Below are 22,681 nucleotides of genomic sequence, written 5' to 3' on the forward strand. Positions count from 1 at the left end.
TTATAAGATGATTTCCGACATCCAATGAGATCCGCATGCGCTATTCTCGGGAACACAAGCAGGAAACCCACGATCGTATCGTGAAGAAGGCCTCAGTGCGGCTCCGCGAAAAGGGGGCCCACGGCATTGGTGTCGCCGACCTCATGAAGGAAGCGGGGCTGACCCATGGCGGTTTCTACGCGCATTTCGATTCCCGCGAGGCGCTGGTGATCGAGGCCTTTGCCTACGCCATGGATCGCGCCATGGAGCACTGGCGCAAGCGATCCGATCAGGTCGCACCCGAGAAGCAGCTCAGCCAGATGGTCGAGACCTATCTCTCGGCGTTGCACCGGGACGACCCCGGCCATGGCTGCTCAATCCCGGCGCTCGGCGCTGAGATCGCCCGCGAGAGTCCGAAGACGCGAAGAGCCTTTGCCGGCAAGCTCGACGAGATGGTCGAGATGATGACCGATTTCATCCCCAATCTTCCCCGCAAGACCGCGCGCAAGCAGGCGATCGCGACGTTGGCGACGATGGCCGGAACCATGCTGCTGGCGCGCATCGCCGGCTCCAGCGAATTGTCGGACGAAGTGTTGAAGGCGGGCAAGGACAGCGTGCTGGAGGGAGCGAAGCGGGAGCCGAAGGTGGCGGCTGCGAAGAAAGCAAAGCAGAACTAGGCCGAGACGTTTCGCCCCGCAAACAACGCCCGCTCGCGCTCCACGATCTCGCCGATGTAATCCGCCACTGCCCGGATCCGCGCGAGATCCTTGCTGTCGGCGTGCATCAGCATCCAGAATGTCCTGACAATCGAGATCTCCTCCGGCAGCACCGCGACGAGCTGCGGATAATCGCTCGCCATGAAGTGCGGCAGCACGGCGATGCCGAAGCCCGAGAGCGTGGCATTGAGCTGTGCGATCAGATTGGCGCTGCGAAAGCGCGCGGAGATGCGCGGTGACACTTGCGGCAGATAGTCGAGCTCTGGCGTGAACAGGAGCTCCTCGATGTAGCCGACGAAGCGGTGCTGGGGCAGCACCTCCCGCGAGGCGATCTTCGGGAAACGATCAAGATAGGCGGGAGCCGCGTAAAGTCCGAGCCGATAGTCCAGCAGCTTGCGGCCGACGATGCGGCCTTCCTTCGGCATGGTCAGGCTGATCGCGATGTCAGCTTCCCGCTTGGAGAGACTGAATAGCCGTGCGGTCGCCACAAGTTGCAGATCGAGGTCGGGATAGCGATCGGCGAAAGGGGCGAGCCGCGGCGCCAGGAAGGCGGTGCCGAAGCCATCAGGCGCACCGATCCGGACCGTGCCGGTCAGCCGCGCCACCGAGCCGCCGACCTGCTCCTGGTTGGCGACGATGGTCGATTCCATCGCTTCCGCGCTGTCGGCGACGCGCTGGCCCGCTTCGGTGAGGAGGTAGCCGGTCTTGCGCCGGTCGAACAGTTTTGCCGAGAGGTGCTTTTCCAGCCGGTCGACGCGGCGGATCACGGTCGCATGGTCGACGCCGAGCTGCTTGGCCGCAGCCGACACCGAGCCGCCCCGCACGATGGCCAGCACGAAGCGAAAGTCGTCCCAGTCGATGTGACCTTGATCCAGCATTTCCGCACATCTATGGTGCATTATCTCAGACTTGAATCCTATAAAATGCAGGTCGATAGGATTTGTCAAAGCGAACAGGCTGGCCTGAAGGAGACCATTCCATGCGTTCAATCGGACATTTCATCGGTGGCAAGGAGGTCAAGGGCACCTCGGGCCGCACCGCCGACGTTTTCGAGCCGATGACCGGTGACGTTCAGGCCAAGGTCGCGCTGGCGTCCAAGGCCGAGGTCCGCGCCGCCGTCGAGAACGCGCGTGCCGCACAGCCGGAATGGGCTGCGACCAACCCGCAGCGCCGCGCCCGCGTCATGATGAAGTTCGTGGAGCTGGTGCAGCGCGATTATGACAAGCTCGCCGAGCTGCTCGCCCGCGAGCACGGCAAGACCGTGCCCGATGCCAAGGGAGATATTCAGCGCGGCCTCGAGGTTGCCGAGTTCGCCTGCGGCATCCCGCATTTGATGAAGGGCGAGTACACCGAGGGCGCCGGCCCCGGCATCGACATCTATTCGATGCGTCAGCCGCTCGGCGTCGTCGCCGGCATCACGCCGTTCAACTTCCCGGCGATGATCCCGATGTGGAAGTTCGCCCCTGCGATCGCCTGCGGCAACGCCTTTATCCTGAAGCCGTCCGAGCGTGACCCCGGCGTGCCGATGCTCCTCGCCGAGCTCATGATGGAAGCGGGCCTGCCGGCCGGCATCCTCAACGTCGTCAACGGCGACAAGGAAGCGGTCGACGCCATCCTCGACGACCCCGACATCAAGGCCATCGGCTTCGTCGGCTCCACGCCGATCGCGCAGTACATCTATGAGCGCGCGGCGCAGACCGGCAAGCGCTGCCAGTGCTTCGGTGGCGCCAAGAACCACGCCATTGTCATGCCGGACGCCGACATGGACCAGGCCGTCGACGCGCTGATCGGCGCGGGCTACGGCTCGGCCGGCGAGCGCTGCATGGCCGTCTCGGTTGCTGTTCCCGTCGGCAAGTCCACCGCCGACCGGCTGATGGAAAAGCTGATTCCGCGCGTCGAGAGCCTCAAAATCGGCACCTCGATCGATCCGTCGGCCGATTACGGTCCGCTGGTCACGCGCGAGGCGGTCGAGAAGGTCAAGAGCTACATCGACATCGGCATCAAGGAAGGCGCAACCCTCGCCGTCGACGGCCGCGGCTTCAAGATGCAAGGCTACGAGAAGGGCTTCTATCTCGGCGGTTCGCTGTTCGACAACGTCACCAAGGACATGCGTATCTACAAGGAAGAGATCTTTGGCCCCGTGCTCTCGGTCGTGCGCGCGCATGACTACAAGGAAGCGCTGGCGCTGCCGTCGGAGCATGACTACGGCAACGGCGTTGCCATCTTCACCCGCGACGGCGACGCGGCGCGCGACTTCGCGGCCAAGGTCAATGTCGGCATGGTCGGCATCAACGTGCCGATCCCGGTGCCGATCGCCTATTACACCTTCGGCGGCTGGAAGAAGTCCGGCTTCGGCGATCTCAACCAGCACGGCCCGGACTCGGTCCGCTTCTACACCAAGACCAAGACGGTGACCTCGCGCTGGCCGTCGGGTGTCAAGGAAGGTGCGGAGTTCTCGATCCCGCTGATGAAGTAATCTCGCATGATCCGGAAAAGTGGACACCGGTTTTCCGAGCAAGATCATGCGAAAAATCTAAACGCTTAGAGCGAGGGCGCGATGCAATTCGCTCTGAACGAGGATCAGGTCGCGGTTCGCGACATGGCGCTGGCGTTTGCGGCGGAAAAGATCGCGCCGCACGCGCTGCGCTGGGACGAGGAGAAGCATTTCCCCGTCGACGTGATGCGCGAAGCAGCCACGCTCGGTATGGGCGGCATCTACATTCGCGAGGACGTCGGCGGCTCCGCTATGACACGCTTCGACGCGGCGCTGATCTTCGAGGCGCTGGCGACGGGCTGTCCGACCACCTCGGCCTTCATTTCCATCCACAACATGGCGAGCTGGATGATCGATGCCTTCGGCAGCGACCCCCAGCGCCATCAGTGGTTGCCGAAGCTCTGCTCCATGGAGCTGATCGCGAGCTACTGCCTGACCGAACCGGGCGCGGGCTCGGATGCGGCGGCGCTGCGTACGCGCGCCGTGCGCGACGGCGACCACTACGTACTCAACGGCCAGAAGCAGTTCATCTCCGGCGCGGGCGGCACCGATCTGCTGGTCGCGATGGTGCGCACCGGTAGCGACGGCCCCGGCGGAATCTCGACGCTGGTCATCGACGGCAAGACATCAGGCGTGTCGTACGGCGCCAACGAGCGCAAGATGGGCTGGAACGCGCAGCCGACCCGCGCGGTGATGTTCGAGAACGCCCGTGTGCCGGTTACCAACCGGTTGAGCGAGGAGGGCACAGGCTTCAAGATCGCGATGGCCGGCCTCGATGGCGGCCGCCTCAACATCACGGCGTGTTCTCTTGGCGGTGCCCAAACGGCGCTCGACAAGGCGCGCGCCTACATGAAGGAGCGCAAAGCCTTTGGAAAGCGTCTCGACGAATTCCAGGCGCTGCAATTCAAGCTCGCCGACATGGCAATCGAGCTCGAGGCGGCGCGCACATTCCTGTGGCGCGCTGCCGCCGCGCTCGACCGCAAGGACCCCGACGCCACCATGCTCTGCGCGATGGCCAAACGCTTCGGCACCGATGTTGGCTTCGAGGTCGCCAACCATGCCCTTCAGCTTCACGGCGGCTACGGTTACCTCAGCGAATACGGCATCGAGAAGATCGTGCGCGATCTGCGCGTGCACCAGATCCTCGAAGGCACCAATGAAATCATGCGGCTCATTGTGGCGCGCAAACTGATCGAGGGCGCGCGATGAGTTCAGTGGAAGAAGGCGACCTCATCGTTCGCCGCGAGGGCGCGGCAGGTGTGATTCGCCTCAACCGTCCCAAGGCGATCAACGCCATGACGCTGGAGATGTCCGAGGGCATCGACGCGGCGCTCGATCGCTTCGAGACAGATCCTGAAGTCGCGTTGATCATTCTGGAAGGCGCCGGCGAGCGCGGTCTCTGCGCTGGTGGCGACATTCGCGGCCTCTGGGAGAGCTCGTGCGAGGGCGGCGATCTCGGCGCGCGGTTCTGGCGCCAGGAATACGTCATGAACGCGCGGATCGCGAGATATCCGAAGCCCTATGTCGCGTTCATGGACGGCCTCGTGATGGGCGGCGGCGTTGGGCTGTCGGGCCATGCCAGCCACCGCGTGGTCACTGACCGCACCAGGCTGGCGATGCCCGAGGTCGGCCTCGGCTTCTTCCCCGATGTCGGCGGCACATGGCTGCTGTCGCGATCGCCCGGCGAGATCGGGACTTACTTTGGCTTGACCGGCCAGACCATGAACGGGCCCGACGCGATCCACGCGAAATTCGCGGATGCCGTGGTCTCCGCAGCCAAATGGCCGGAGCTGCGCGAGGCGCTGACCAGGGTTCGCCAGGGCGCGACCGCGGCCGAGGTGACCAAGCTCATCAACGGCTTTGCGACGGGGGAGACCGCGGGGCCGGTCGCCGCCAAGGAGCCGGTCATCGACGCCTTGTTCGGCTTCGACCGCATGGAAGACATCTTTGCCGCGCTCAAGCGCGACGGCTCCGAGTTCGCGCTGGCGACGCTGAAGACGCTCAACGAAAAATCGCCGCGCGGCATGGTGGTGACGCTCAAACTGCTGCGGCTGGCGCGCACCGCATCAAGCCTGGAAGAATGCCTGGTGCGCGAATATCGGGCCGCCTGCGAAGTTTTCCGCAGCGATGATTTCCGTGAGGGCGTGCGCGCCGCCGTGATCGACAAGGACCGCAACCCGACCTGGTCGCCGCCGCGAATCGAGGATGTCACGCCGCAAATGCTGGCGCCGTATCTCGCCGAGATCGGCGCTAATGAGCTGAAGTTCAACTAATCAACGGAACGAGCGGAGGAAACGACAATGGCCACGATCGCATTCATCGGTCTCGGCAACATGGGTGGCCCGATGGCCGCCAATCTGGTCAAGGCTGGCCACAAGGTCGTGGCGTTCGACCTCGTCGAGGCCTCCCGCAATCAGGCCAAGGCCGATGGCGCCGGCATTGCCGACAGCGCCGTGGGCGCGGTGAAGGGCGCCGACGTCGTCGTCACGATGCTCCCCGCAGGCAAGCACGTGCTTGGCGTCTGGAACGAGGTCGTCCCTGTTATGACCAAGGGCACGCTGATCATCGACAGCTCCACCATCGACGTCGAGAGCGCCCGTCAGGCGCATGCGCTTGCCGCCAAGAATGGCGTGCTCTCGGTCGACGCGCCGGTGTCCGGTGGCACCGGTGGTGCAAAGGGCGCGACCCTCACCTTCATGTGCGGCGGCGAGGAGAGCGCGTTCGCGGCGGCAAAACCCGTGCTGGAGAAGATGGGCAAGAAGATCGTCCATTGCGGCGGCGCCGGCGCGGGGCAGGCAGCAAAGATCTGCAACAACATGATCCTCGGCATTTCCATGATCGCGGTGAGCGAAGCGTTCGCGCTTGGCGAAAAGCTCGGTCTCTCGCATCAGGCCCTATTTGATGTTGCCTCGACCTCGTCGGGCCAGTGCTGGTCGCTGACCACCTATTGCCCGGTTCCTGGCCCGGTGCCGACCTCGCCGGCCAACAACGACTACAAGCCGGGTTTCGCCTCGGCGCTGATGGTGAAGGACCTGACCCTGGCGCAGGACGCCGCGAAGGCCGCGGGTGCGGCCACGCCGCTCGGCAAGCATGCGCAGGAGATCTATCAGTCTTTCGACGCAGCCGGCCAGGGCGGGGTGGATTTTTCCGGAATTATCAAGCACGTTAGGGGGCTAGCCGGGAAAGCTTGATGACGACATTTCAGGAAGCGCGCGCGTTTCTGCTTGCTAACCGTACGGATTACGAGACAGCGGTCAGGGATTTCCGTTGGCCCGATCCTGACCCTTTCAACTGGGCGCTCGACTGGTTCGACGAGCTCGCGAAGGATGCGGACGCCAGGGACCGGCCCGCGCTCTGGATTGTCGATGCTGCGCAGGACAAGCAGACAAAACTCTCCTTCGCGGCGCTCTCGAAGCGCTCGAACCAGGTTGCCAACTTCCTCCGCGCACGGGGCCTGAAGCGCGGCGATCATCTGCTGCTGCTGCTCGGCAATGTGGTTCCGCTGTGGGAGACGATGCTGGCGGCGATCAAGCTCGGCGTCGTCGTTATTCCTGCGACGACGCTGCTCACCGCCGATGAATTGCGCGACCGGCTCGATCGCGGCAGAGCGAAGGCGGTGGTGGCTGCGCAGGACCAGGTCGCGAAGTTTGCGAGCCTTGGCGTCGAAGGCGTGGCCCGCATCGTTGTGGGCGAGGCATCCGACGGCTGGCTCGCTTTTGACGAGGCTGCGCAGGCGTCGGAGAATTTTACGCCCGATGGTCCGACCAATGCCGACGACCCGATGCTGCTCTATTTCACCTCGGGCACGACGGCAAAACCGAAGCTCGTCCGGCACAGCCAGCGCAGCTATCCCGTTGGCCATCTCTCCACCATGTACTGGATCGGGCTGAAGCCCGGCGACATCCATCTCAACATCTCATCGCCCGGCTGGGCCAAGCACGCCTGGAGCTGCTTCTTCGCGCCGTGGAATGCGGGCGCCACCGTGTTCGTGGTGAACCAGCCGCGCTTCGATGCCAAGGGGCTGCTCGGCACCATCGGCCGCTGCGGCGTCACCACGCTGTGCGCGCCGCCGACCGTGTGGCGGCTGTTCATTCAGGAGAACCTTGCGTCCTTCAAAGTGAGCTTGCGCGAGGTCTGCGGCGCCGGCGAGCCGCTCAATCCTGAAGTGATCGACCAGGTGCAAGCGGCCTGGGGGCTCACCATCCGCGACGGCTACGGCCAGACCGAGACCACGGCGCTCGCCGGCAATTCGCCGGGCCAGAAGATCAAGATCGGCTCGATGGGCCGGCCGTTGCCAGGCTACCGCGTGCAGGTCAGCGACGCCGATGGCCATCGGGTCAAGGAGGGCGAGGTGGCCCTGCTGCTCGGCGCTAACAGGCCCGCCGGTCTGATGCAGGGTTATCAGGGCGACGACGGCAAACTGTCCGGCGCCGAAGGCGAGCTCTATCGCAGCGGCGACGTGGTCTTCGAAGACGAAGACGGCTATCTCACCTTCGTCGGCCGCTCCGACGACGTTTTCAAATCCTCCGACTATCGCATCAGCCCGTTCGAGCTGGAGAGCGTCCTGCTCGAGCATGAGCTCGTCGCGGAAGCAGCGGTGGTGCCAAGCCCGGACCCCATCCGGCTCGCGATCCCAAAGGCCTTCGTGCTGCTAACGTCGGGCGCGGAGCGGACGCCGGAGACGGCGCTGTCCATCTTCAAGCACCTGCACACGCGGCTTGCGCCGTTCAAGCGCATCCGCCGGCTCGAGATCGTCACTGAGCTGCCGAAGACGATCTCTGGCAAAATCCGCCGCGTGCAGCTACGACGGCTCGAACGCGACAATGATCGCGACGATCCGCTGCGCGGCCGGGAATTCCGCGAGGAGGATTTTCCGGAGCTGCCGAAAACAAGAAGTGAGACCTAAGTGAACCAAATCTGGAAGTCGCCGCCGATCACGCTAGAGGCCTATCAGGCCATGGTCGGCAAGGAGATCGGCGTTTCGTCCTGGCATCTGATCGATCAGCCCCGCATCGACACCTATGCCGACGTGACCGAGGATCACCAGTTCATCCATGTCGACCCTGAAAGGGCCAAGGAAACGGCGTTCGGCACCACCATTGCGCACGGCTTCCTGACCATGTCGATGCTGTCGGTGATGTCCTACGAAGTGATGCCGGCGATTGCGGGCACCACGATGGGCGTCAATTACGGCTTCGACAAGCTGCGCTTCATCTCGCCGGTCCGTTCAGGCAAGCGCGTCCGCGGCCGTTTCGTGCTGGCCGAGGCCAAGCTTCGCAAGCCCAACGAGTTGCAGTCCCGCACCAATGTGACGATCGAGATCGAGGGCGAGGACAAGCCCGCGCTGGTCGCCGAGTGGCTCGGCCTGACCTATTTCGCTTGACCTGAGGCGTCGTTGCCGGGCTTGACCCGGCAACCCATCGCTGCTCAAAAGCCTGTCGATTTTGATGGATGGCCGGGTCAAGCCCGGCCATGACGGTCTAACATCTAGGAAACGCACAATGGCAATCAGGTTCGACGGACGCGTCGCCATCGTCACCGGCGCGGGCAATGGTCTCGGAAAGGCGCATGCGCTGGGCCTTGCGAGCCGCGGCGCCAAAGTCGTCGTCAACGATTTCGGCGGTGCACGCGACGGCACTGGCGCCTCGCTCTCGCCGGCCGAAGCAGTGGTCGAGGAGATCCGCAAAGCCGGCGGCACCGCGATGGCCGACGGCGCCGACGTCTCGAATTTCGAGCAGGTGACCGCCATGGTCGAGCGCGCCACCAAGGAGTGGGGCAGCGTCGACATCATGTGCGCGAATGCCGGCATCCTGCGCGACAAGTCGTTCGGCAAGATGGAAGCGGCCGATTTCCAGAAGGTGCTGGACGTGCACCTCGTCGGCACCTTCTATTGCTGCAAGGCGGTCTGGGCCGGCATGCGCGACCGGAACTACGGCCGCATCGTGCTGACGACGTCGTCGTCCGGCCTGTACGGCAATTTCGGCCAGGCCAATTACGGCGCGGCCAAGTCGGGCATGGTCGGCCTGATGAATGTGCTCGCCGAGGAAGGCCGCAAAAACAACATTCGCGTCAACATCATCTCGCCGACGGCCGCGACCCGCATGACCGAAGAGCTGTTGCCGCCGCAGGCGCTGCAGCTGATGAAGCCGAACGCGATTACACCGGCGGTCGAGTACATGCTCAGCGAGGACGCACCGACCCGTACCATCATGGGCGCCGGCGCCGGCTCCTTCGCCGTGATCAAGATCCTCGAGAGCGAAGGTATCAACCTGCCGGAGTCCGAATGGACGCCGGATGCTATTGCCGCGCATTTCGCCGAGATCAGCGACATGTCGAAGGCGAGGGCGCTCGCTGGCGCGTTCGAGCAGACGCAGAAATACGTCGCGCAGGCAGCAGTGCGGGCGGGGATCAAGCTCTGACTGACGTCGCCGTCATCGGGGCCGGTCCCGCCGGGCTGATGGCGGCGGAGGTGCTGGCGCGAGGCGGCGCCAGCGTCACGGTCTATGACGCCATGCCGTCGGCGGGCCGCAAATTCCTGATGGCCGGCCGCGGCGGGCTCAATCTTACCCATAGCGAGCCGCTGGCGGATTTCCTGTCGCGCTACCGCGAAGCGCTGCCGCACCTGCGTGCTGCAGTGGAGTTGTTTCCGCCCGACGCGCTACGGGACTGGAGCGCAGGCCTGGGGCAGCTGACTTTTGTCGGCAGCAGCGGGCGCGTGTTTCCAAAAACATTCAAGGCCTCGCCCTTGCTGCGCGCCTGGCTGCGCCGGCTCGATGCCGCTGGCGTGCAGTTCGCGTTTCGGCATCGCTGGACCGGATGGGATGCCGAGGGGCGTCTGCAATTTGAAACGCCCGATGGCTCCCTTGCCGTCGCCGCTAACGCAACAGTGCTCGCACTGGGCGGTGCGAGCTGGCCGCGACTTGGGTCGAATGGCGCGTGGGTCAGTGGTCTCGCTGCGAAGGGCGTTTGCGTCTCAAAATTCCGGCCGGCCAATTCCGGCTTTACGGTCGCATGGTCCGATGTGTTCCGCGATCGTTTCGAGGGGCAGCCTCTGAAGGGCGTGGGTCTGACGATCGGCGCGCACACCGTGCGCGGCGAAGCGATGATCACCCGTAGCGGCATCGAAGGCGGCGCGATCTACGCGCTTTCGGCAGAGCTACGCGAAGCCGTGCTCGGCATTGGGCAGGCAACGCTGATGATCGCATTGCGGCCCGATCTTGATACCGCCGCGCTGACGACGCGAATGTCGGGCACGCGCGGCAAGCAATCGCTCGCAAATTTCCTGCGCAAGGCAGCGCAATTGTCGCCGGTCGGCATCGGCCTGATGCAGGAAGCGGCCATCGCCTCCGGCCGTTCGCTGGCGGTGCTTTCGCCGGTGGAGCTCGCGCATCTGGTGAACGCGATTCCGGTTCAGTTGACCGGTGTCGCCCCGATCGAGCGCGCGATCTCGACCGCGGGCGGGGTGACCTTCGACGAGCTCGATGATCATTTCATGCTACGCAAATTGCCCGGCGTGTTCGCCGCCGGCGAGATGCTGGACTGGGAGGCGCCGACCGGCGGGTACTTGCTGCAGGCATCGTTTGCGACGGGCGCGGCAGCGGGCAGAGGTGCGCTGGAGTGGCTGAAGCGCTAACCACCGTCATTGCGAGCGCAGCGTGCTCTTACCTCAGCTTGCCGCGCGCCGCGACCGGCAACGTGCCGATGATCTCATCGCCGCGGACCATCACCACCTCGTCCATCATGTTGACGACGACGCAGACGTGGTTCGGCACGATGCGTACGACGTCGCCGACATTGGGGCGCGTGTTGCTGCGGGAGAGGTCGAGGAAGCCGTGCTCCTCGGCGAATTTCGCGATTCTGGCTTCGGGATGCTCCAGGATCAGGCCATGGCCCTCGAGCCCGCCGGTATCCGTCGTCAGCGTCTTCGAGCCGGCGTCGAGAATGCCGCGCTCGGGCGCGGCGCGGCTGACCACCGTCGAATAGATGTGAAGCGCGCAATCGTCCCAGGTGGCTGAACCGGCCGCCACCTGCATGCGGTCGTTGTAGATATAGGTGCCGAAGCGGTGCTCGGTGCCGCCCTTGAGCTTGCCGATGTTGGGGAGGTTCGGCGTGCCGCCGGTCGAGACGATTTTTGCGTCGAGCCCGTGTGCGCGAACGCCGGCCAGCGCCTCGTCGAAAAACTTCTGTGCATCGCTCCAGCCTGTTTCGGTGGGGTAGAGCATGAAGCCGGCAAATTGCAGCCCCTTGGACGCGGCGATCTCGCGCGCCAGCGCAATCGCTTCCGCCGGCGTCTCGACGCCCGCGCGCTTGCGGCCGGTGTCGCATTCGACCACGACCGAGAGCGGACGCCCTGACGCAGCGGCAGCCTTGGGCAATCCGGCAACGACAGTCGAATTGTCGGCGGCAACCGTCATGTTGGTCTTGGCATTCAGCGCGCCGAGACGCGCCATCTTCTCGTCGCCGAGCAGATTGTAGCTGATCAGGATGTCGTCGATGCCGGCATTGGCCATGATCTCGGCCTCGCCGATCTTCTGGCAGGTGATGCCCCTGGCGCCGGCCGCGATCTGCATCTTCGCAATCGTCGGGTTCTTGTGGGTCTTGATGTGCGGTCGGTTGGCAACGCCGGCATCGTCGCAGGCTTTCTGGATCCGCGCAATGTTGCGCTCGACCCTATCCATGTCGATGACGGCACAGGGCGTGCCGTATTCGCGGGCGATCTTGGCGGCGAGGGGAGTGGTCATTGGTTATGCCTGTTCTATCTCTTCGCGAAGCATTTCAAGTTCAAGCCAGCGCTCTTCAGAGGCTGAGAGTTCTTCATGCGCCTTGGCGATGGCGGCGGAGGCGTCGTCGAATTTCTTGCGATCTTTCGCATAAAGATTGGGATCGTCGAGGACCCTTTGGAGCTTGGCGATATCGGCCTGCAGCGTCTCCATCTTCTTCGGCAGCGTTTCCAGCGCGTGCTTCTCGTTGAAGCTCAGCTTCCGCTTGGAAGCAGGCGACGGAGCAGCAGCGCGCTCCTCTTTCTTCTCCGCGGGCGCTTGCGTCTTGCCGGTCTCGCGCTTCAGGTCGGCGCCGCGCTGGGTCAGCATGTCGCTATAGCCGCCGGCATATTCGGTCCACTTGCCGTTGCCCTCGGGCGCGATCACCGACGTGACGACGCGATCGAGGAAGTCGCGGTCATGGCTGATCAGAATCACCGTGCCCTCGTAGTCGCCGAGCATCTCCTCCAGCACGTCGAGGGTCTCGAGATCGAGATCGTTGGTCGGTTCGTCCAGCACCAGCAGGTTCGACGGCTTCGCCAGCGCACGTGCCAGCATCAAGCGGCCGCGCTCGCCGCCGGAGAGCACCTCAACGGGCGTGCCGCGCTGCTCCTGCGCGAACAGAAAATCCTTCATGTAGCCGACGACATGCTTCGGCTTGCCGCCGACCATGATCTGATCGCCGCGGCCGCCGGTCAGGGCTTCGGCCAGCGTCGATTTGGGATCGAGGCTTTCGCGGTGCTGATCGAGCGTGGCCGTCTCGAGATTGGCTCCCAACCGCACGGCGCCGGAATCCGGTTGCATGCCGCCGGTCAGCAGATTGACCAGCGTGGTCTTGCCGGCGCCGTTCGGGCCGATGATGCCGAGCCGGTCGCCGCGCTGGATGCGGGTCGAAAAATTGTCGACGATCACGCGATCGCCATAGGCCTTGGTGATGCCCTTGGCCTCGATCACCAGCTTGCCGGATTGCTCGGCTTCAGCAGCTGCAAGACTGGCGGTGCCGGCGGTGCCACGATAGTTGCGGCGCTGGTCGCGCAGCGTGTGCAGATTGGCAAGGCGCTTGACGTTGCGCTTGCGGCGGCCGGAGACGCCGTGGCGCAGCCAGTGCTCCTCGTCGACGATCTTGCGGTCGAGCTTGTGCTGGTCGCGCTCTTCCTCTGCCAGCACCTCGTCGCGCCAGCTCTCGAACGAGGCAAAGCCGCGATCGATCTGCTTGATCTTGCCGCGGTCGAGCCAGGCCGTCGAGCGCGAGAGATTGGTCAGGAAGCGGCGATCGTGGCTGATAATGACCAGCGCGCTGCGCCTGGAGTCGAGCTCCTTTTCCAGCCACTCGATGGTGGAGAGATCGAGATGGTTGGTCGGCTCGTCCAGCAGCAGGATGTCGGGCGAGGGCGCCAGCACATAGGCCAGCGCCGCGCGGCGGGCTTCGCCGCCGGACAGGTTATGCGGATTCTCCTCGCCGGTGAGGCCGAGCTGCTCCAGCAGATAGCGCGCCTGATGCTGGTCGTCGCCGGGGGCGAGCCCGGACTCGACATAGGCGAGCGTGGTCTTGTGATCGCCGAAGTCAGGCTCCTGCGGCAGATAGCGCACGGTCGCGCCGGGCTGCACGAAACGCGTGCCGCCGTCGGGCTCGATGAGGCCGGCCGCGATCTTCAAGAGCGTCGACTTACCCGAGCCGTTGCGGCCGATCAGGCAGACGCGCTCGGATGGCGCGACGTTGAGCTCGACGCCCGACAGCAGCGGCGTGCCGCCGAAGGTCAACTTGATGTCCTTGAGTTGGATCAGCGGCGGCGCCATGACTAGCCTTGACTCGTTGCGGCCTGGTCGGCACGGCGGCGATGGATCCGGCGGAGCGTCTGGTCGAGCGCCGAGAGGAAGGCGGAGCGGTCGCGCGGCGAGAATGAACGCGGGCCGCCCGTAACTTCGCCGGCCGAGCGCAGATCCGTCATCAGGTTGCGCACGGCAAGCGTCATCCCGATCGACTCCTCCGTGAACGGCTTGCCGTTCGGCGCGATCACGTCGGCGCCGGCTTTCACGCAACGGCTTGCCAGCGGAATGTCCGAGGTGATGACGACGTCCCCGGGCGTGGCCCGTTCTGCGATCCAGTCGTCGGCGGCATCCATGCCTGAGCCGGCCGCGATGCGCTCGATCAGGGGATCATGGGGTACGCGGATGAAATTGCCGGCGACCACGCTCACGGGCACGCCGTGACGGAGCGCGACGCGATAAATCTCGTCCTTTACCGGACAGGCGTCGGCGTCGACATAGATGCGGGTGGGGGTGTCGGTCATTCGCCGCGTGGTACCCCATTCGGGCTCCAAAGGCGAGGGGATTGACCGGTGTTCCCGGGGGCCTACGATTGGCTCCGAAACAACAAGAATTCGGGGAAGATGACCCATGCCGAACCGGCTCGAAACCTGGCGCGTCGAGGCCTACAACACCGCCAAACAGTCCGAAAACAAGATGCATGACGACACGGTGGCGCGCCGCTTCGGCTTTTCCGGCGGCCTCGTCCCTGGCGTCGACGTCTTCGCCTACATGATGCACGTGCCGGTGGCGCGCTGGGGCCGCGAATTCCTGTCGCGTGGGCTCGTCGAGGCGCGCTTCGTCAAGCCCGTTTACGACGGCGAGACGGCCGATGTCGATGCGACCGAGCACAACGGCCTGCTCACGATCGAGGTGTTCAGCCGTACCGAGCTGTGTGCCACGGGCACTGCTTCGCTGCCGGGCTCGCCACCAGCCGTGTCACTCGGTGACTATGTCGAGGTGCCCGCGGTTGCCGAACGCAAGCCCGTCAGCCCAGCCCTCTTCGAGGTCGGCAAATGGCTCGGCACGACACCGCGCCGCTGGGCCGGGCCGGACGCGACCGGCTATCTCGCCGACATCAGGGACACCAATCCGATCTTCGCGCGCGAGGGGCTCGGCCATCCCGGCCTGATCCAGCGCGTCATGAACCGCGTGCTGGTCGACAACACTATTCTCGGCCCGTGGATTCATGTCGGCAGCCGCATGCAGCTGCTGTCAGCCGCGCGCGCCGGCGACGAGATCGTCGCGCGGGCCAAGGTCACCGCGAATTACGAGAAGAAGGGTCATCGCTTCGTCGAGCTCGACGCGCTGGTCGTCGCCAACGGCACGACCCCGATTGCGCATTGCCAGCACATTGCGATCTACCAGCCGCGCGAGCAGGCGGCGGCGTAGGCGAGGCCGGACTAGCCTAGCCTCTGCAAATCAGCAACGGCTGCCAAGTGCTCATTGAACCATGGTGGGCATGTCTGAGTAGCCGCCTCTAGTGCCTTCCTCGCCTCGGCGTGATCGCCCCGAAGCAGGTGCTGCTGTCCGAGATAGAATTGCGCTTCGGCGCGCTCATCTGGTGTACCCGCGGCCGCGATGGTCTCTTCGGCGGAAAGCCGGCCGAGGAAAAGTCCGACAACCGCGGAGGGCCATGCCCAGCTTCTTACCTTGACGGCGTCGATTTCGAGCGCGGCGGACGCATTCTCACGCGAATTCGCGCGCGCGAGATGCAGGAAGAGCAGGGCGTAGATGTCGTTGGTGGTATCGAAGGCGCGTTGCAGGTCGGGGATGGCGGCCTTGAAGTCGCCGCGGCAGTAGAGCGCGATGCCACGTTGCTTCACGTTGCCTGCATTCTTCGGCGCATGATGGATGGCCTCGGTCAGGCAGTGGACAGCATTGTAGAAATCGGGCTTGCACAGATAGGCAACGCCAAGCTCGGAGTAGGCTTCCGCGAACCATGGAGACAAGGCAACGGCCTGAGTCTGATCCGCGATGGCGCGATCGAAGTCGCCCAGCAGCTTCCAGGAGATCCCGCGGCTCGAGTAGGCGCGTGCCATCCGCGGAGACAAGGCAATGGCTTTGTCGAAATCGTCGAGTGATCCGCGGTAGTTGCCCAATCCCTGCTGAGCTACGCCCCGGTCATGATAGGCTGCGGGATTGCCAGGGTCCAAGGCGATGACGTCACTCAACCGATCGATGGCGCGGTCGAATTGGCTCCGTCGCGCGGCCGCATCGGCGGAGAGATAATGGAACATCACCTTCAATCGACGCAGCATGGTGCCACTGCCAAAAACCCGTGCGAAATGCGCAGATGTTCAATCAGGGCGGTGACCGACAGGTCGCCGCCCTGATCGTGAGGTTGAAAACCAGGTCTTACACCGCGCCCTTCGCGGCCTGGATTGCGCGCCACACCCGCTCCGGCGTCAGCGGCATGTCGATGTGCTTGATGCCGTACTCTGAGAGCGCATCGACCACCGCGTTCACCACCGTCGACAGGCTGCCGGCGCAGCCGGCTTCCCCGCAGCCCTTGGTGCCCAGCGGATTGCTCTTGGCCGGCACCGGATGATCGCCGACCTCCATGTAGGGCACGTCCTCGGCGCGGGGCAGCGCGTAGTCCATCAGCGAGCCGGTGATGGGCTGGCCGCTCTCGTCATAGCGGACGTGCTCCATCAGCGCCTGGCCGATGCCCTGGACCACGCCACCATGAAGCTGACCTGCGACCAGCATCGGATTGATCACCGTGCCGAAGTCGTTGACCGCGCTGTAACGCACGATCTGCACCACACCCGTCTCAGGATCGACCTCGACCTCGGCGACGTGGCAGCCGTTCGGGAACGCCGAGGCGATGGGATCGCTGGTGTGGTCGACGTCGAGACTGTCAGGCACGCCGTCCGGCACCTTGCCGTCATGCAGCTTCTTGGCCAGCTCCATGATGTCGATGCTGCGGTCGGTGCCGGCGATGGTGAAGGCGCCATCGGCGAACTCGATGTCGGCCTCCGCGGCCTCCAACATGTGCGCGGCGGCGCGCTTGCCCTTCTCGATGACGAGCTTTGCGGCCCCCACAATGGCCTGACCGGTCGCGGTGATCGAACGCGAGCCGCCGGTGCCGTTGCCGGTATGGACGATGTCGCTGTCGCCTTGCACCAGCTTCACGCTCTCGAAGGGGACCCCAAGCTGCGCACACAGCACCTGTGCGAACGGTGTGGCGTGGCCCTGGCCGTAATCGAGCGTGCCGGTGATCAACTGCACGGTGCCATCAGGATCGAACACGATCTTGCCGAGTTCGGGGCCTGGCGGCGCGGTGACTTCGAGATAGGAGCCGACGGCGATGCCGCGCAGCTTGCCGACCTTCCTGCTCTCCTTCTTGCGTTTGGAAAAATTCTCGTGGTCGGAGATTTCGAGCGCCTTGTTGAACACGGCCTGGAAGTCGCCGCTGTCATAGGTGACGCCTGACGAGGCCGGGAAGGGCATCTGGTTCGGCTTGATGAAGTTACGCTTGCGCATCGTCAGCCGGTTGATGCCCATCTCGTCGGCGGCGCGGTCGATCAGCCGCTCCATATAGTAGTTGGCCTCGGGCCGTCCGGCGCCGCGATAGGCCCCCATCAGCGTGGTGTTGGTCAAAACCGTCTTGATGTCGATCGCCATCAGCGGTGTGCGGTAGACGCTGGAAAAGTTCTTGCCGGTGTTGAGCGAAAGCGGGCTGGGCGCAACGCCGGTGATGTAGGCACCGAGATTGCCGTAGCCGGACAATTTTGCCGCGAGGAAATGGCCCTCGGCATCGAGCGCCAGCTCGGCGTGGATCTTCTGCGCGCGGCCATGGCTGTCGGAGAGGAAGCTGGTGGAGCGCTCGTCGAGCCACTTCACCGGGCGCCCGAGCGCCTTCGCCGCATACAGGATGCACATATATTCGGGGTAGTTCACGTTCTTCATGCCGAAGGAGCCGCCGACATTGGCGGTGAGGACGCGCACCTTCTCGTTCGGCACCTTCAAATTCTTGGCGAGGTTGGCGCGGTTGCCCGCAACGCCCTGCGTCGGCATCTGGATGGTGTAGCGCTCGGTCGCCTTGTCATAGGAAGCAAGACCGACGCGCGGTTCCATCGACACCACGGCGACACGGGTGTTCTCAATATCGATCCTGGTGACATGGGCGGCGCTGGCGAAGGCCGCGTTCACCTTCTCCGTGTCGCCGTAGTGGTAGTCGAGCGCGACATTGTTCGGGATGTGGTCATAGAGAAGCGGCGCGCCGGGCTTTGCCGCCTCCTCAGGGTCCGTCACGGCCTGCAGCGGCTCGATATCGAGCTCGACGGCCTCGGCCGCATCGCGCGCCTGCGCCAGCGTCTCAGCCACCACGAAGGCGACGGGGTCGCCGACGAAGCGCACCTTGTCGGTCGCCAGCGGCTGGCGGTTGGTCTGCAGCAGGGGTGAGCCGTCACGGCTCTTCAGCGGCAGGCCGCAGGTGAAGGGGCCGTAGCCGGCGGCATTCAGGTCCGTTCCGGTCCAGACCCCCAGCACGCCCGGCATCGCCTTGGCGGCGTCAAGGCCGATGCCGCGGATCACGCCATGGGCATGGGTTGAGCGGACGATCACGGCATGGGCCTGGCCGGGCAGGTTGAAATCGTCGGTGTAGCGGCCCTTGCCGCGGACCAGCGTGTCGTCTTCCTTGCGGCGGACCGGCTGCCCGACCCCGTATTTTTGCAGTGCAATAGCGTTTTCGAGCGTGGAGGATTTCGTGTGTTCTTGCATGGAATTGACCTGAAAAGCCGGCAATTGCGCGTTTTGGAGGGCGCCTAGGGGGACCGGACCCTCCAAAAATAGCCCACGGCCCCGTTCACGACAACGCACGAATGGGCATGGTCCCATTGTGATGCGTTGTTGCGCATGTCAGCCGCGCTGCTAATGTTTCAGGCGAAAAAGCAATTTCGGATCGGCCCTGAGGGTCGTGGAAAGACAGTTTGTATGAATGACCACACGCGGCTCCGCGACGGCCTTGCGCCGCACGGTGAGCTCGAGGGGTCGATGGCGGCGGTGGCGTTGGCCACGGAGCCTGTCGTCGGCGCGCAAGCGCCGGGAACCGGCGTCTACGCGGCGTTGGACCTCGGCACCAACAATTGCAGGCTCCTGATCGCCTGTCCGACCCACGACGGCTTTCGTGTGGTCGATTCGTTCTCGCGGATCATCAGGCTCGGCGAGGGCGTCTCGGCGACGGGCTGCATCAGCGAGGCGGCGATCGACCGCGCCATCGCCGCGCTCAGCATTTGCCGGGACAAGATCAATCTGCGCAAGGCCAAGCGGCTGCGGCTGATCGCCACCGAAGCTTGCCGCGCGGCCTCGAACGCGGAGGGTTTCCGCAGCCGCGTCGCGGCCGAGACGGGGATCGAGCTCGAAGTGATCGACCGCGAGACCGAAGCCGCGCTCGCCATGCTCGGCTGCTCGCCGCTGGTCGATCCCAGGGGACGCGGCGCCATCCTGTTCGATATCGGCGGCGGCTCGACCGAGCTGGTGCGGATCGAGCGTGACCTGCAAAATCCGCAGCCGCGCATCAAGGCCTGGATGTCGATCCCGCTTGGCGTCGTGACGCTGGCCGAGCAGTTCGGCGGCCGCGATGTGACGCCGGAGATCTATGCCGCGATGGAGCAGGAGGTCGCGAGCCACGTGGCGCCGTTCGCCGCGGAGCACGGCCGTGACCTCACCGACATGCATCTGCTCGGCACGTCGGGCACCGTGACCACGCTCGCCGGCATCCATCTCAATCTCCTGCGCTACGATCGCCGCCGCATCGACAGCATCTGGATGAACGATGCCGATATCACCGCGACCATCAACAAGCTGCTCGGCATGAGCTACGAGGACCGCGCCAACAACACCTGCATCAGCGTCGAGCGCGCCGATCTCGTGCTCGCCGGCTGCGCCATCCTCGATGCCATCAGGCGCGCATTCCCGCTGCCGCGCCTGCGTGTCGCAGACCGCGGCCTGCGCGAGGGCATGCTGGTCGAGATGATGCGCGAGGACGGCGCGCTCAGGAGCTGGTGAGATGGCCAAGGACACCACCGGCCGCTTGCACGTTCAGGTCAAGACCGGCGGCAAGCGCAAATTGTCGTCGAAGCTCTGGCTGGAGCGGCAGCTCAACGATCCCTATGTCGCCAAGGCCAAGGCCGCGGGCTATCGCTCGCGCGCCGCGTTCAAGCTCTTGGAGATCGACGACAAGTTTCGGCTGCTGAAGCCAGGCATGGCCGTGATCGATCTCGGCGCCGCACCTGGCGGCTGGAGCCAGATCGCCGCGAAGCGCGTCGGCTCGGTCGACGGCAAGGGCAAGGTCGTCGCGATCGACCTCTTGGAGATGCCGGAGATCCCCGGCGTCGACTTCGCGCAGCTCGACTTCATGGACAATGACGCGCCCGACAAGCTCACCGCGATGCTGGGCGGCGGCGCCGATGTCGTGATGTCCGACATGGCCGCCAACACCACCGGCCACCGCAAGACCGATCAGCTCCGGATCGTCGGCCTGGTCGAGACGGCGGCTGCCTTTGCATGTGACGTGCTCAAGCCCGGCGGAACGTTTCTGGCCAAGACGTTCCAGAGCGGCGCCGACGCCGATCTGCTCGCGCAGCTCAAGCGCGATTTTGCGACGGTGCGTCACGTGAAGCCGGCGGCAAGCCGACAGGATTCGTCGGAGCGCTATGTGCTCGCGACGGGGTTTCGTGGCGGGTAGCACGAATCTGCGCCGCCGTACCGACCTTCGTTGCCATCAGTCATAATGCGCGAGCATCTGTTCCAGTGATGGAGCCGCGATCGTCGTCACCGAGGGCGGCAGCAGGCGCACGGCCGTCAGGACGTGGAGAATGACGAAGCCCGCGGCTGCGATCATCAGCAGCGTATTCTCGCTTAGCAGCGGAGCCGGAATGATGCTCTCGCGCGCCTCTCGCTCTCCGATTGACATTATCGGTAACTCTCCAAGCTTGGCATGAACAGAATCCGTATTTCACTTCGCCGCGACCCGCGGATGGCGCGTGCGGCCTTAGAACCCAATCTTGAGGTGGGCCCGGCCGCGCTCGTTCCGCGAATTATTGGCGATCAATTCATCGAGCTGGATGCCGAGGCTGACCGAGCGGTTCACTTGCAGCTCGAAGCCGAGACCGATCAGGGCCTGATCGCGCTTCTCCGCCGAACCGAACAGGCTGTAGGTGGTTGTGGGGTCGAAGCTGTACGCGATCAGCTGCGTATAGGCGCCGCTGAAGCTGCGACGATAGGCGAGCTCGAGGCTCGATTTGAGCGCTCCGGCCGAAGTGTTCATCACGTGGCTGAACCTTGTCCCGAGCACGCCCGCGAGATCGACGGCTGAGGTCTGGTTGAAGGCCAGATTGTAAATGCCGGCGCCGGCCTCGACATAGCCGTCCAGTCTGATCCATTGCAGATCGAGGCGTGCGTAGGGGGCGATCTTCCAGCGCTCGACCTTGATCTCGCGGCTCACCGACACCGAGCCGAACAGGTCCTCGGCGCCGCGATGTCCGGAGCCGAAGGCCCGCGCCGCGCTATCGTAGCGAAAGTTGCCGAGGCTGCCCGCGGCATAGCCGAGGATACCGTCGATGAACCACTGCGGCGCAACGCGGTAGCTGGCATAGGCCTGCGTCGACCAGGCATTGGCGTTGATGTGCGAGCCGTCGCTGCCAATCGTTGCATGATCGATGCCGAGGCCGACGGCGACACCGACCTTCAGGTTTCGGGTCAGGCGCGAATCGAGGCCGGCGGTCAGCCCGATGGAGGACACATTGTATTTGGCATAAGTGGTGTCGCGACCGAACAGCAGCGAGCCCGCGGTCCAGTAGCGCAGCGATGAATCCGAATTCGCGGGCACCGGCATGGCCTGCCCATCTTTCGGCGTCTGCCGGGTCTGCGCCATGTCGGATGTGGAGCTCGCGCGGTCTCCCGCATCCGCCGGCGGGCCATATTGGCGCTGCGGCGAGGGGATCTGCGCGAAGGCGGCCCTGTTGCTGATCAGGGGGACGTCGTCATTGTGCAGCTCGATCAGGCGGTCCTGCACATTGTCGATCTGTTGCTGACCCATCACCTGCACGGTGTGAACCTGAAAATCGACCATCGCTTTGATCGTCGGATCTGCGGTCGGGTCCGGCATCGCGGCATAGCGGTAGATGGCTGTGCCCGTGGCCGAGCCGAGCGGCGTCGTGACCGTGACGTCGACGGCGCCGGCTGCGTGCGGTGGCGTCACCACCGAGATCTGCGTCACGCTCAGCACCGTAAAGCTGAGCACGTTGACACCGCCGAACTTCACCGACGTGGCGCCCGCGAGGTTCTGACCGATCACGATTGTGGTTTGCTGGCCGGCGACCGGGCCCGAGGCCGGATTGGTGCTGGTCACCACGGGGCCTGGGCTGGGCGCAGCCGTGCAAGCGACGGTGACATCGATCTGCGACGGCACCATTTCGCTCAGGGAGCGCCAGCTGAAAGTCTGTGTGCCCGTCGTGGTCACGGTGACATGCAGCGAGCCCGATACGGTGCCGGAGCCGTCGGCATAATGGCCGCCGACGCCAAGCTCGATGCTGTAGAAGAACGTCGTGTCGACGACAAAGGTGTAGTTCAGCGTGATGACGTCGCCGGCGGTCAGCGACACCGTGGCGGACTGGTTGTCGGCTCCGCCTAAATTGAAGACGCCGGCGTTGATGTCGGCGCAGCTGGTCGCCGCGAACGCCGAGCCGATACCTATTGCCTGACCGAGTGCGAGCAGCACGAGGAGGCGGGACAGAGCCCGGATCGCCGCCGCGATATTCTGTGCGACGCCGCCGAGACGCGCGCGTGTATCGAGACCAAAGAAAATCATACCCAATCCCCAACCTGTCCGCATCCCTGCCGAAGACTGACCGTGATGCGGTACGGCACTGACGGCGCGGCCGGTCGACGGCCGTAAGTCCAGGCGGCGCGACGTCGGA

General features: G+C 64.7%; 20 protein-coding genes. 12 read left to right on the forward strand and 8 right to left on the reverse strand.

Features of this window, described 5'->3' with window-relative positions; all coding sequences use genetic code 11:
* Positions 1-35 precede the first annotated feature (35 nt).
* Positions 36-656 (forward strand): TetR/AcrR family transcriptional regulator, encoded by a 621-nt coding sequence (locus tag M2427_RS12975; RefSeq protein ID WP_280706697.1) that lies wholly within the window; start codon positions 36-38, stop codon positions 654-656.
* Here the strand turns inward: M2427_RS12975 and M2427_RS12980 are convergent.
* Positions 653-1,573, reverse strand: a complete 921-nt coding sequence (locus tag M2427_RS12980) for a LysR family transcriptional regulator (RefSeq protein WP_280706698.1) — start codon at positions 1,571-1,573, stop codon at positions 653-655. The two genes, M2427_RS12975 and M2427_RS12980, sit on opposite strands and share 4 nt — an antisense overlap.
* Before the next feature lie 101 nt (positions 1,574-1,674).
* Between M2427_RS12980 and M2427_RS12985 the strand changes: the two genes are divergently transcribed.
* The 8 genes from M2427_RS12985 to M2427_RS13020 all read left to right on the forward strand — a co-directional run bounded on the left by M2427_RS12985 (position 1,675) and on the right by M2427_RS13020 (position 10,822).
* Positions 1,675-3,171, forward strand: a complete 1,497-nt coding sequence (locus M2427_RS12985; RefSeq protein WP_280706699.1) for a CoA-acylating methylmalonate-semialdehyde dehydrogenase — start codon at positions 1,675-1,677, stop codon at positions 3,169-3,171.
* 81 nt (positions 3,172-3,252) lie between these two features.
* Positions 3,253-4,398, forward strand: a complete 1,146-nt coding sequence (locus M2427_RS12990) for an isobutyryl-CoA dehydrogenase (RefSeq protein ID WP_280706700.1) — start codon at positions 3,253-3,255, stop codon at positions 4,396-4,398.
* Positions 4,395-5,462, forward strand: coding sequence for an enoyl-CoA hydratase/isomerase family protein (locus M2427_RS12995; RefSeq protein WP_280706701.1), 1,068 nt, complete (start codon positions 4,395-4,397; stop codon positions 5,460-5,462). Before M2427_RS12990 ends, M2427_RS12995 begins: the two co-directional genes overlap by 4 nt.
* Positions 5,463-5,489: 27 nt before the next feature.
* On the forward strand, positions 5,490-6,380 hold the full coding sequence (gene mmsB / locus M2427_RS13000) for a 3-hydroxyisobutyrate dehydrogenase (RefSeq protein ID WP_280706702.1): 891 nt from the start codon (positions 5,490-5,492) through the stop codon (positions 6,378-6,380).
* Positions 6,380-8,095 (forward strand): AMP-binding protein, encoded by a 1,716-nt coding sequence (locus M2427_RS13005; RefSeq protein ID WP_280706703.1) that lies wholly within the window; start codon positions 6,380-6,382, stop codon positions 8,093-8,095. Before mmsB ends, M2427_RS13005 begins: the two co-directional genes overlap by 1 nt.
* Positions 8,096-8,572 carry a MaoC family dehydratase gene (locus M2427_RS13010; protein WP_280706704.1) on the forward strand — a complete coding sequence of 159 codons (477 nt, stop codon included), beginning with the start codon at positions 8,096-8,098 and terminating at the stop codon, positions 8,570-8,572.
* A 118-nt stretch (positions 8,573-8,690) separates the two neighbouring features.
* Positions 8,691-9,608, forward strand: coding sequence for an SDR family NAD(P)-dependent oxidoreductase (locus M2427_RS13015; RefSeq protein WP_280706706.1), 918 nt, complete (start codon positions 8,691-8,693; stop codon positions 9,606-9,608).
* Positions 9,605-10,822, forward strand: a complete 1,218-nt coding sequence (locus M2427_RS13020) for a TIGR03862 family flavoprotein (RefSeq protein WP_280706804.1) — start codon at positions 9,605-9,607, stop codon at positions 10,820-10,822. The genes M2427_RS13015 and M2427_RS13020 overlap by 4 nt, the downstream gene beginning before the upstream one ends.
* A 28-nt stretch (positions 10,823-10,850) precedes the next feature.
* Here M2427_RS13020 and M2427_RS13025 read toward each other — a convergent pair whose 3' ends face one another.
* From M2427_RS13025 to M2427_RS13035, 3 genes are read right to left on the reverse strand one after another with little or no spacing between them, the layout of a single operon-like run.
* Positions 10,851-11,930 (reverse strand): D-TA family PLP-dependent enzyme, encoded by a 1,080-nt coding sequence (locus M2427_RS13025; protein WP_280706707.1) that lies wholly within the window; start codon positions 11,928-11,930, stop codon positions 10,851-10,853.
* Between the two features lie 3 nt (positions 11,931-11,933).
* Entirely contained in the window at positions 11,934-13,745 is a 1,812-nt protein-coding gene (locus M2427_RS13030) for an ATP-binding cassette domain-containing protein (RefSeq protein WP_280706708.1), read from the reverse strand.
* A gap of 2 nt (positions 13,746-13,747) precedes the next feature.
* Positions 13,748-14,239: a YaiI/YqxD family protein gene (locus M2427_RS13035; protein ID WP_280706709.1), complete on the reverse strand. Its 492-nt coding sequence runs from the start codon at positions 14,237-14,239 to the stop codon at positions 13,748-13,750.
* A gap of 106 nt (positions 14,240-14,345) precedes the next feature.
* Between M2427_RS13035 and M2427_RS13040 the strand changes: the two genes are divergently transcribed.
* On the forward strand, positions 14,346-15,146 hold the full coding sequence (locus M2427_RS13040) for a hypothetical protein (RefSeq protein ID WP_280706710.1): 801 nt from the start codon (positions 14,346-14,348) through the stop codon (positions 15,144-15,146).
* Positions 15,147-15,157: 11 nt separating this feature from the next.
* Here M2427_RS13040 and M2427_RS13045 read toward each other — a convergent pair whose 3' ends face one another.
* On the reverse strand, positions 15,158-15,994 hold the full coding sequence (locus M2427_RS13045) for a tetratricopeptide repeat protein (protein ID WP_280706711.1): 837 nt from the start codon (positions 15,992-15,994) through the stop codon (positions 15,158-15,160).
* Positions 15,995-16,112: 118 nt separating this feature from the next.
* Positions 16,113-18,482, reverse strand: a complete 2,370-nt coding sequence (locus M2427_RS13050; protein ID WP_280706712.1) for a xanthine dehydrogenase family protein molybdopterin-binding subunit — start codon at positions 18,480-18,482, stop codon at positions 16,113-16,115.
* Between the two features lie 213 nt (positions 18,483-18,695).
* Here M2427_RS13050 and M2427_RS13055 point away from each other — a divergent pair, with 213 nt between their 5' ends.
* Together M2427_RS13055 and M2427_RS13060 are read left to right on the forward strand one after the other, a co-directional pair.
* Positions 18,696-19,769, forward strand: coding sequence for a Ppx/GppA phosphatase family protein (locus M2427_RS13055; RefSeq protein ID WP_280706713.1), 1,074 nt, complete (start codon positions 18,696-18,698; stop codon positions 19,767-19,769).
* Position 19,770: 1 nt separating this feature from the next.
* The gene (locus tag M2427_RS13060) at positions 19,771-20,448 is read left to right on the forward strand and encodes an RlmE family RNA methyltransferase (RefSeq protein WP_280706714.1); all 678 of its coding nucleotides are present in this window, start codon (positions 19,771-19,773) and stop codon (positions 20,446-20,448) included.
* Positions 20,449-20,484: 36 nt separating this feature from the next.
* Here M2427_RS13060 and M2427_RS13065 read toward each other — a convergent pair whose 3' ends face one another.
* Together M2427_RS13065 and M2427_RS13070 are read right to left on the reverse strand one after the other, a co-directional pair.
* Positions 20,485-20,676 (reverse strand): hypothetical protein, encoded by a 192-nt coding sequence (locus tag M2427_RS13065; protein WP_088901434.1) that lies wholly within the window; start codon positions 20,674-20,676, stop codon positions 20,485-20,487.
* A gap of 78 nt (positions 20,677-20,754) precedes the next feature.
* The gene (locus tag M2427_RS13070) at positions 20,755-22,572 is read right to left on the reverse strand and encodes an autotransporter outer membrane beta-barrel domain-containing protein (protein WP_280706715.1); all 1,818 of its coding nucleotides are present in this window, start codon (positions 22,570-22,572) and stop codon (positions 20,755-20,757) included.
* Positions 22,573-22,681: the final 109 nt, after the last annotated feature.

Origin of the sequence: Bradyrhizobium sp. BR13661, from assembly GCF_029892425.1 — a bacterium.
GTDB lineage: Bacteria > Pseudomonadota > Alphaproteobacteria > Rhizobiales > Xanthobacteraceae > Bradyrhizobium.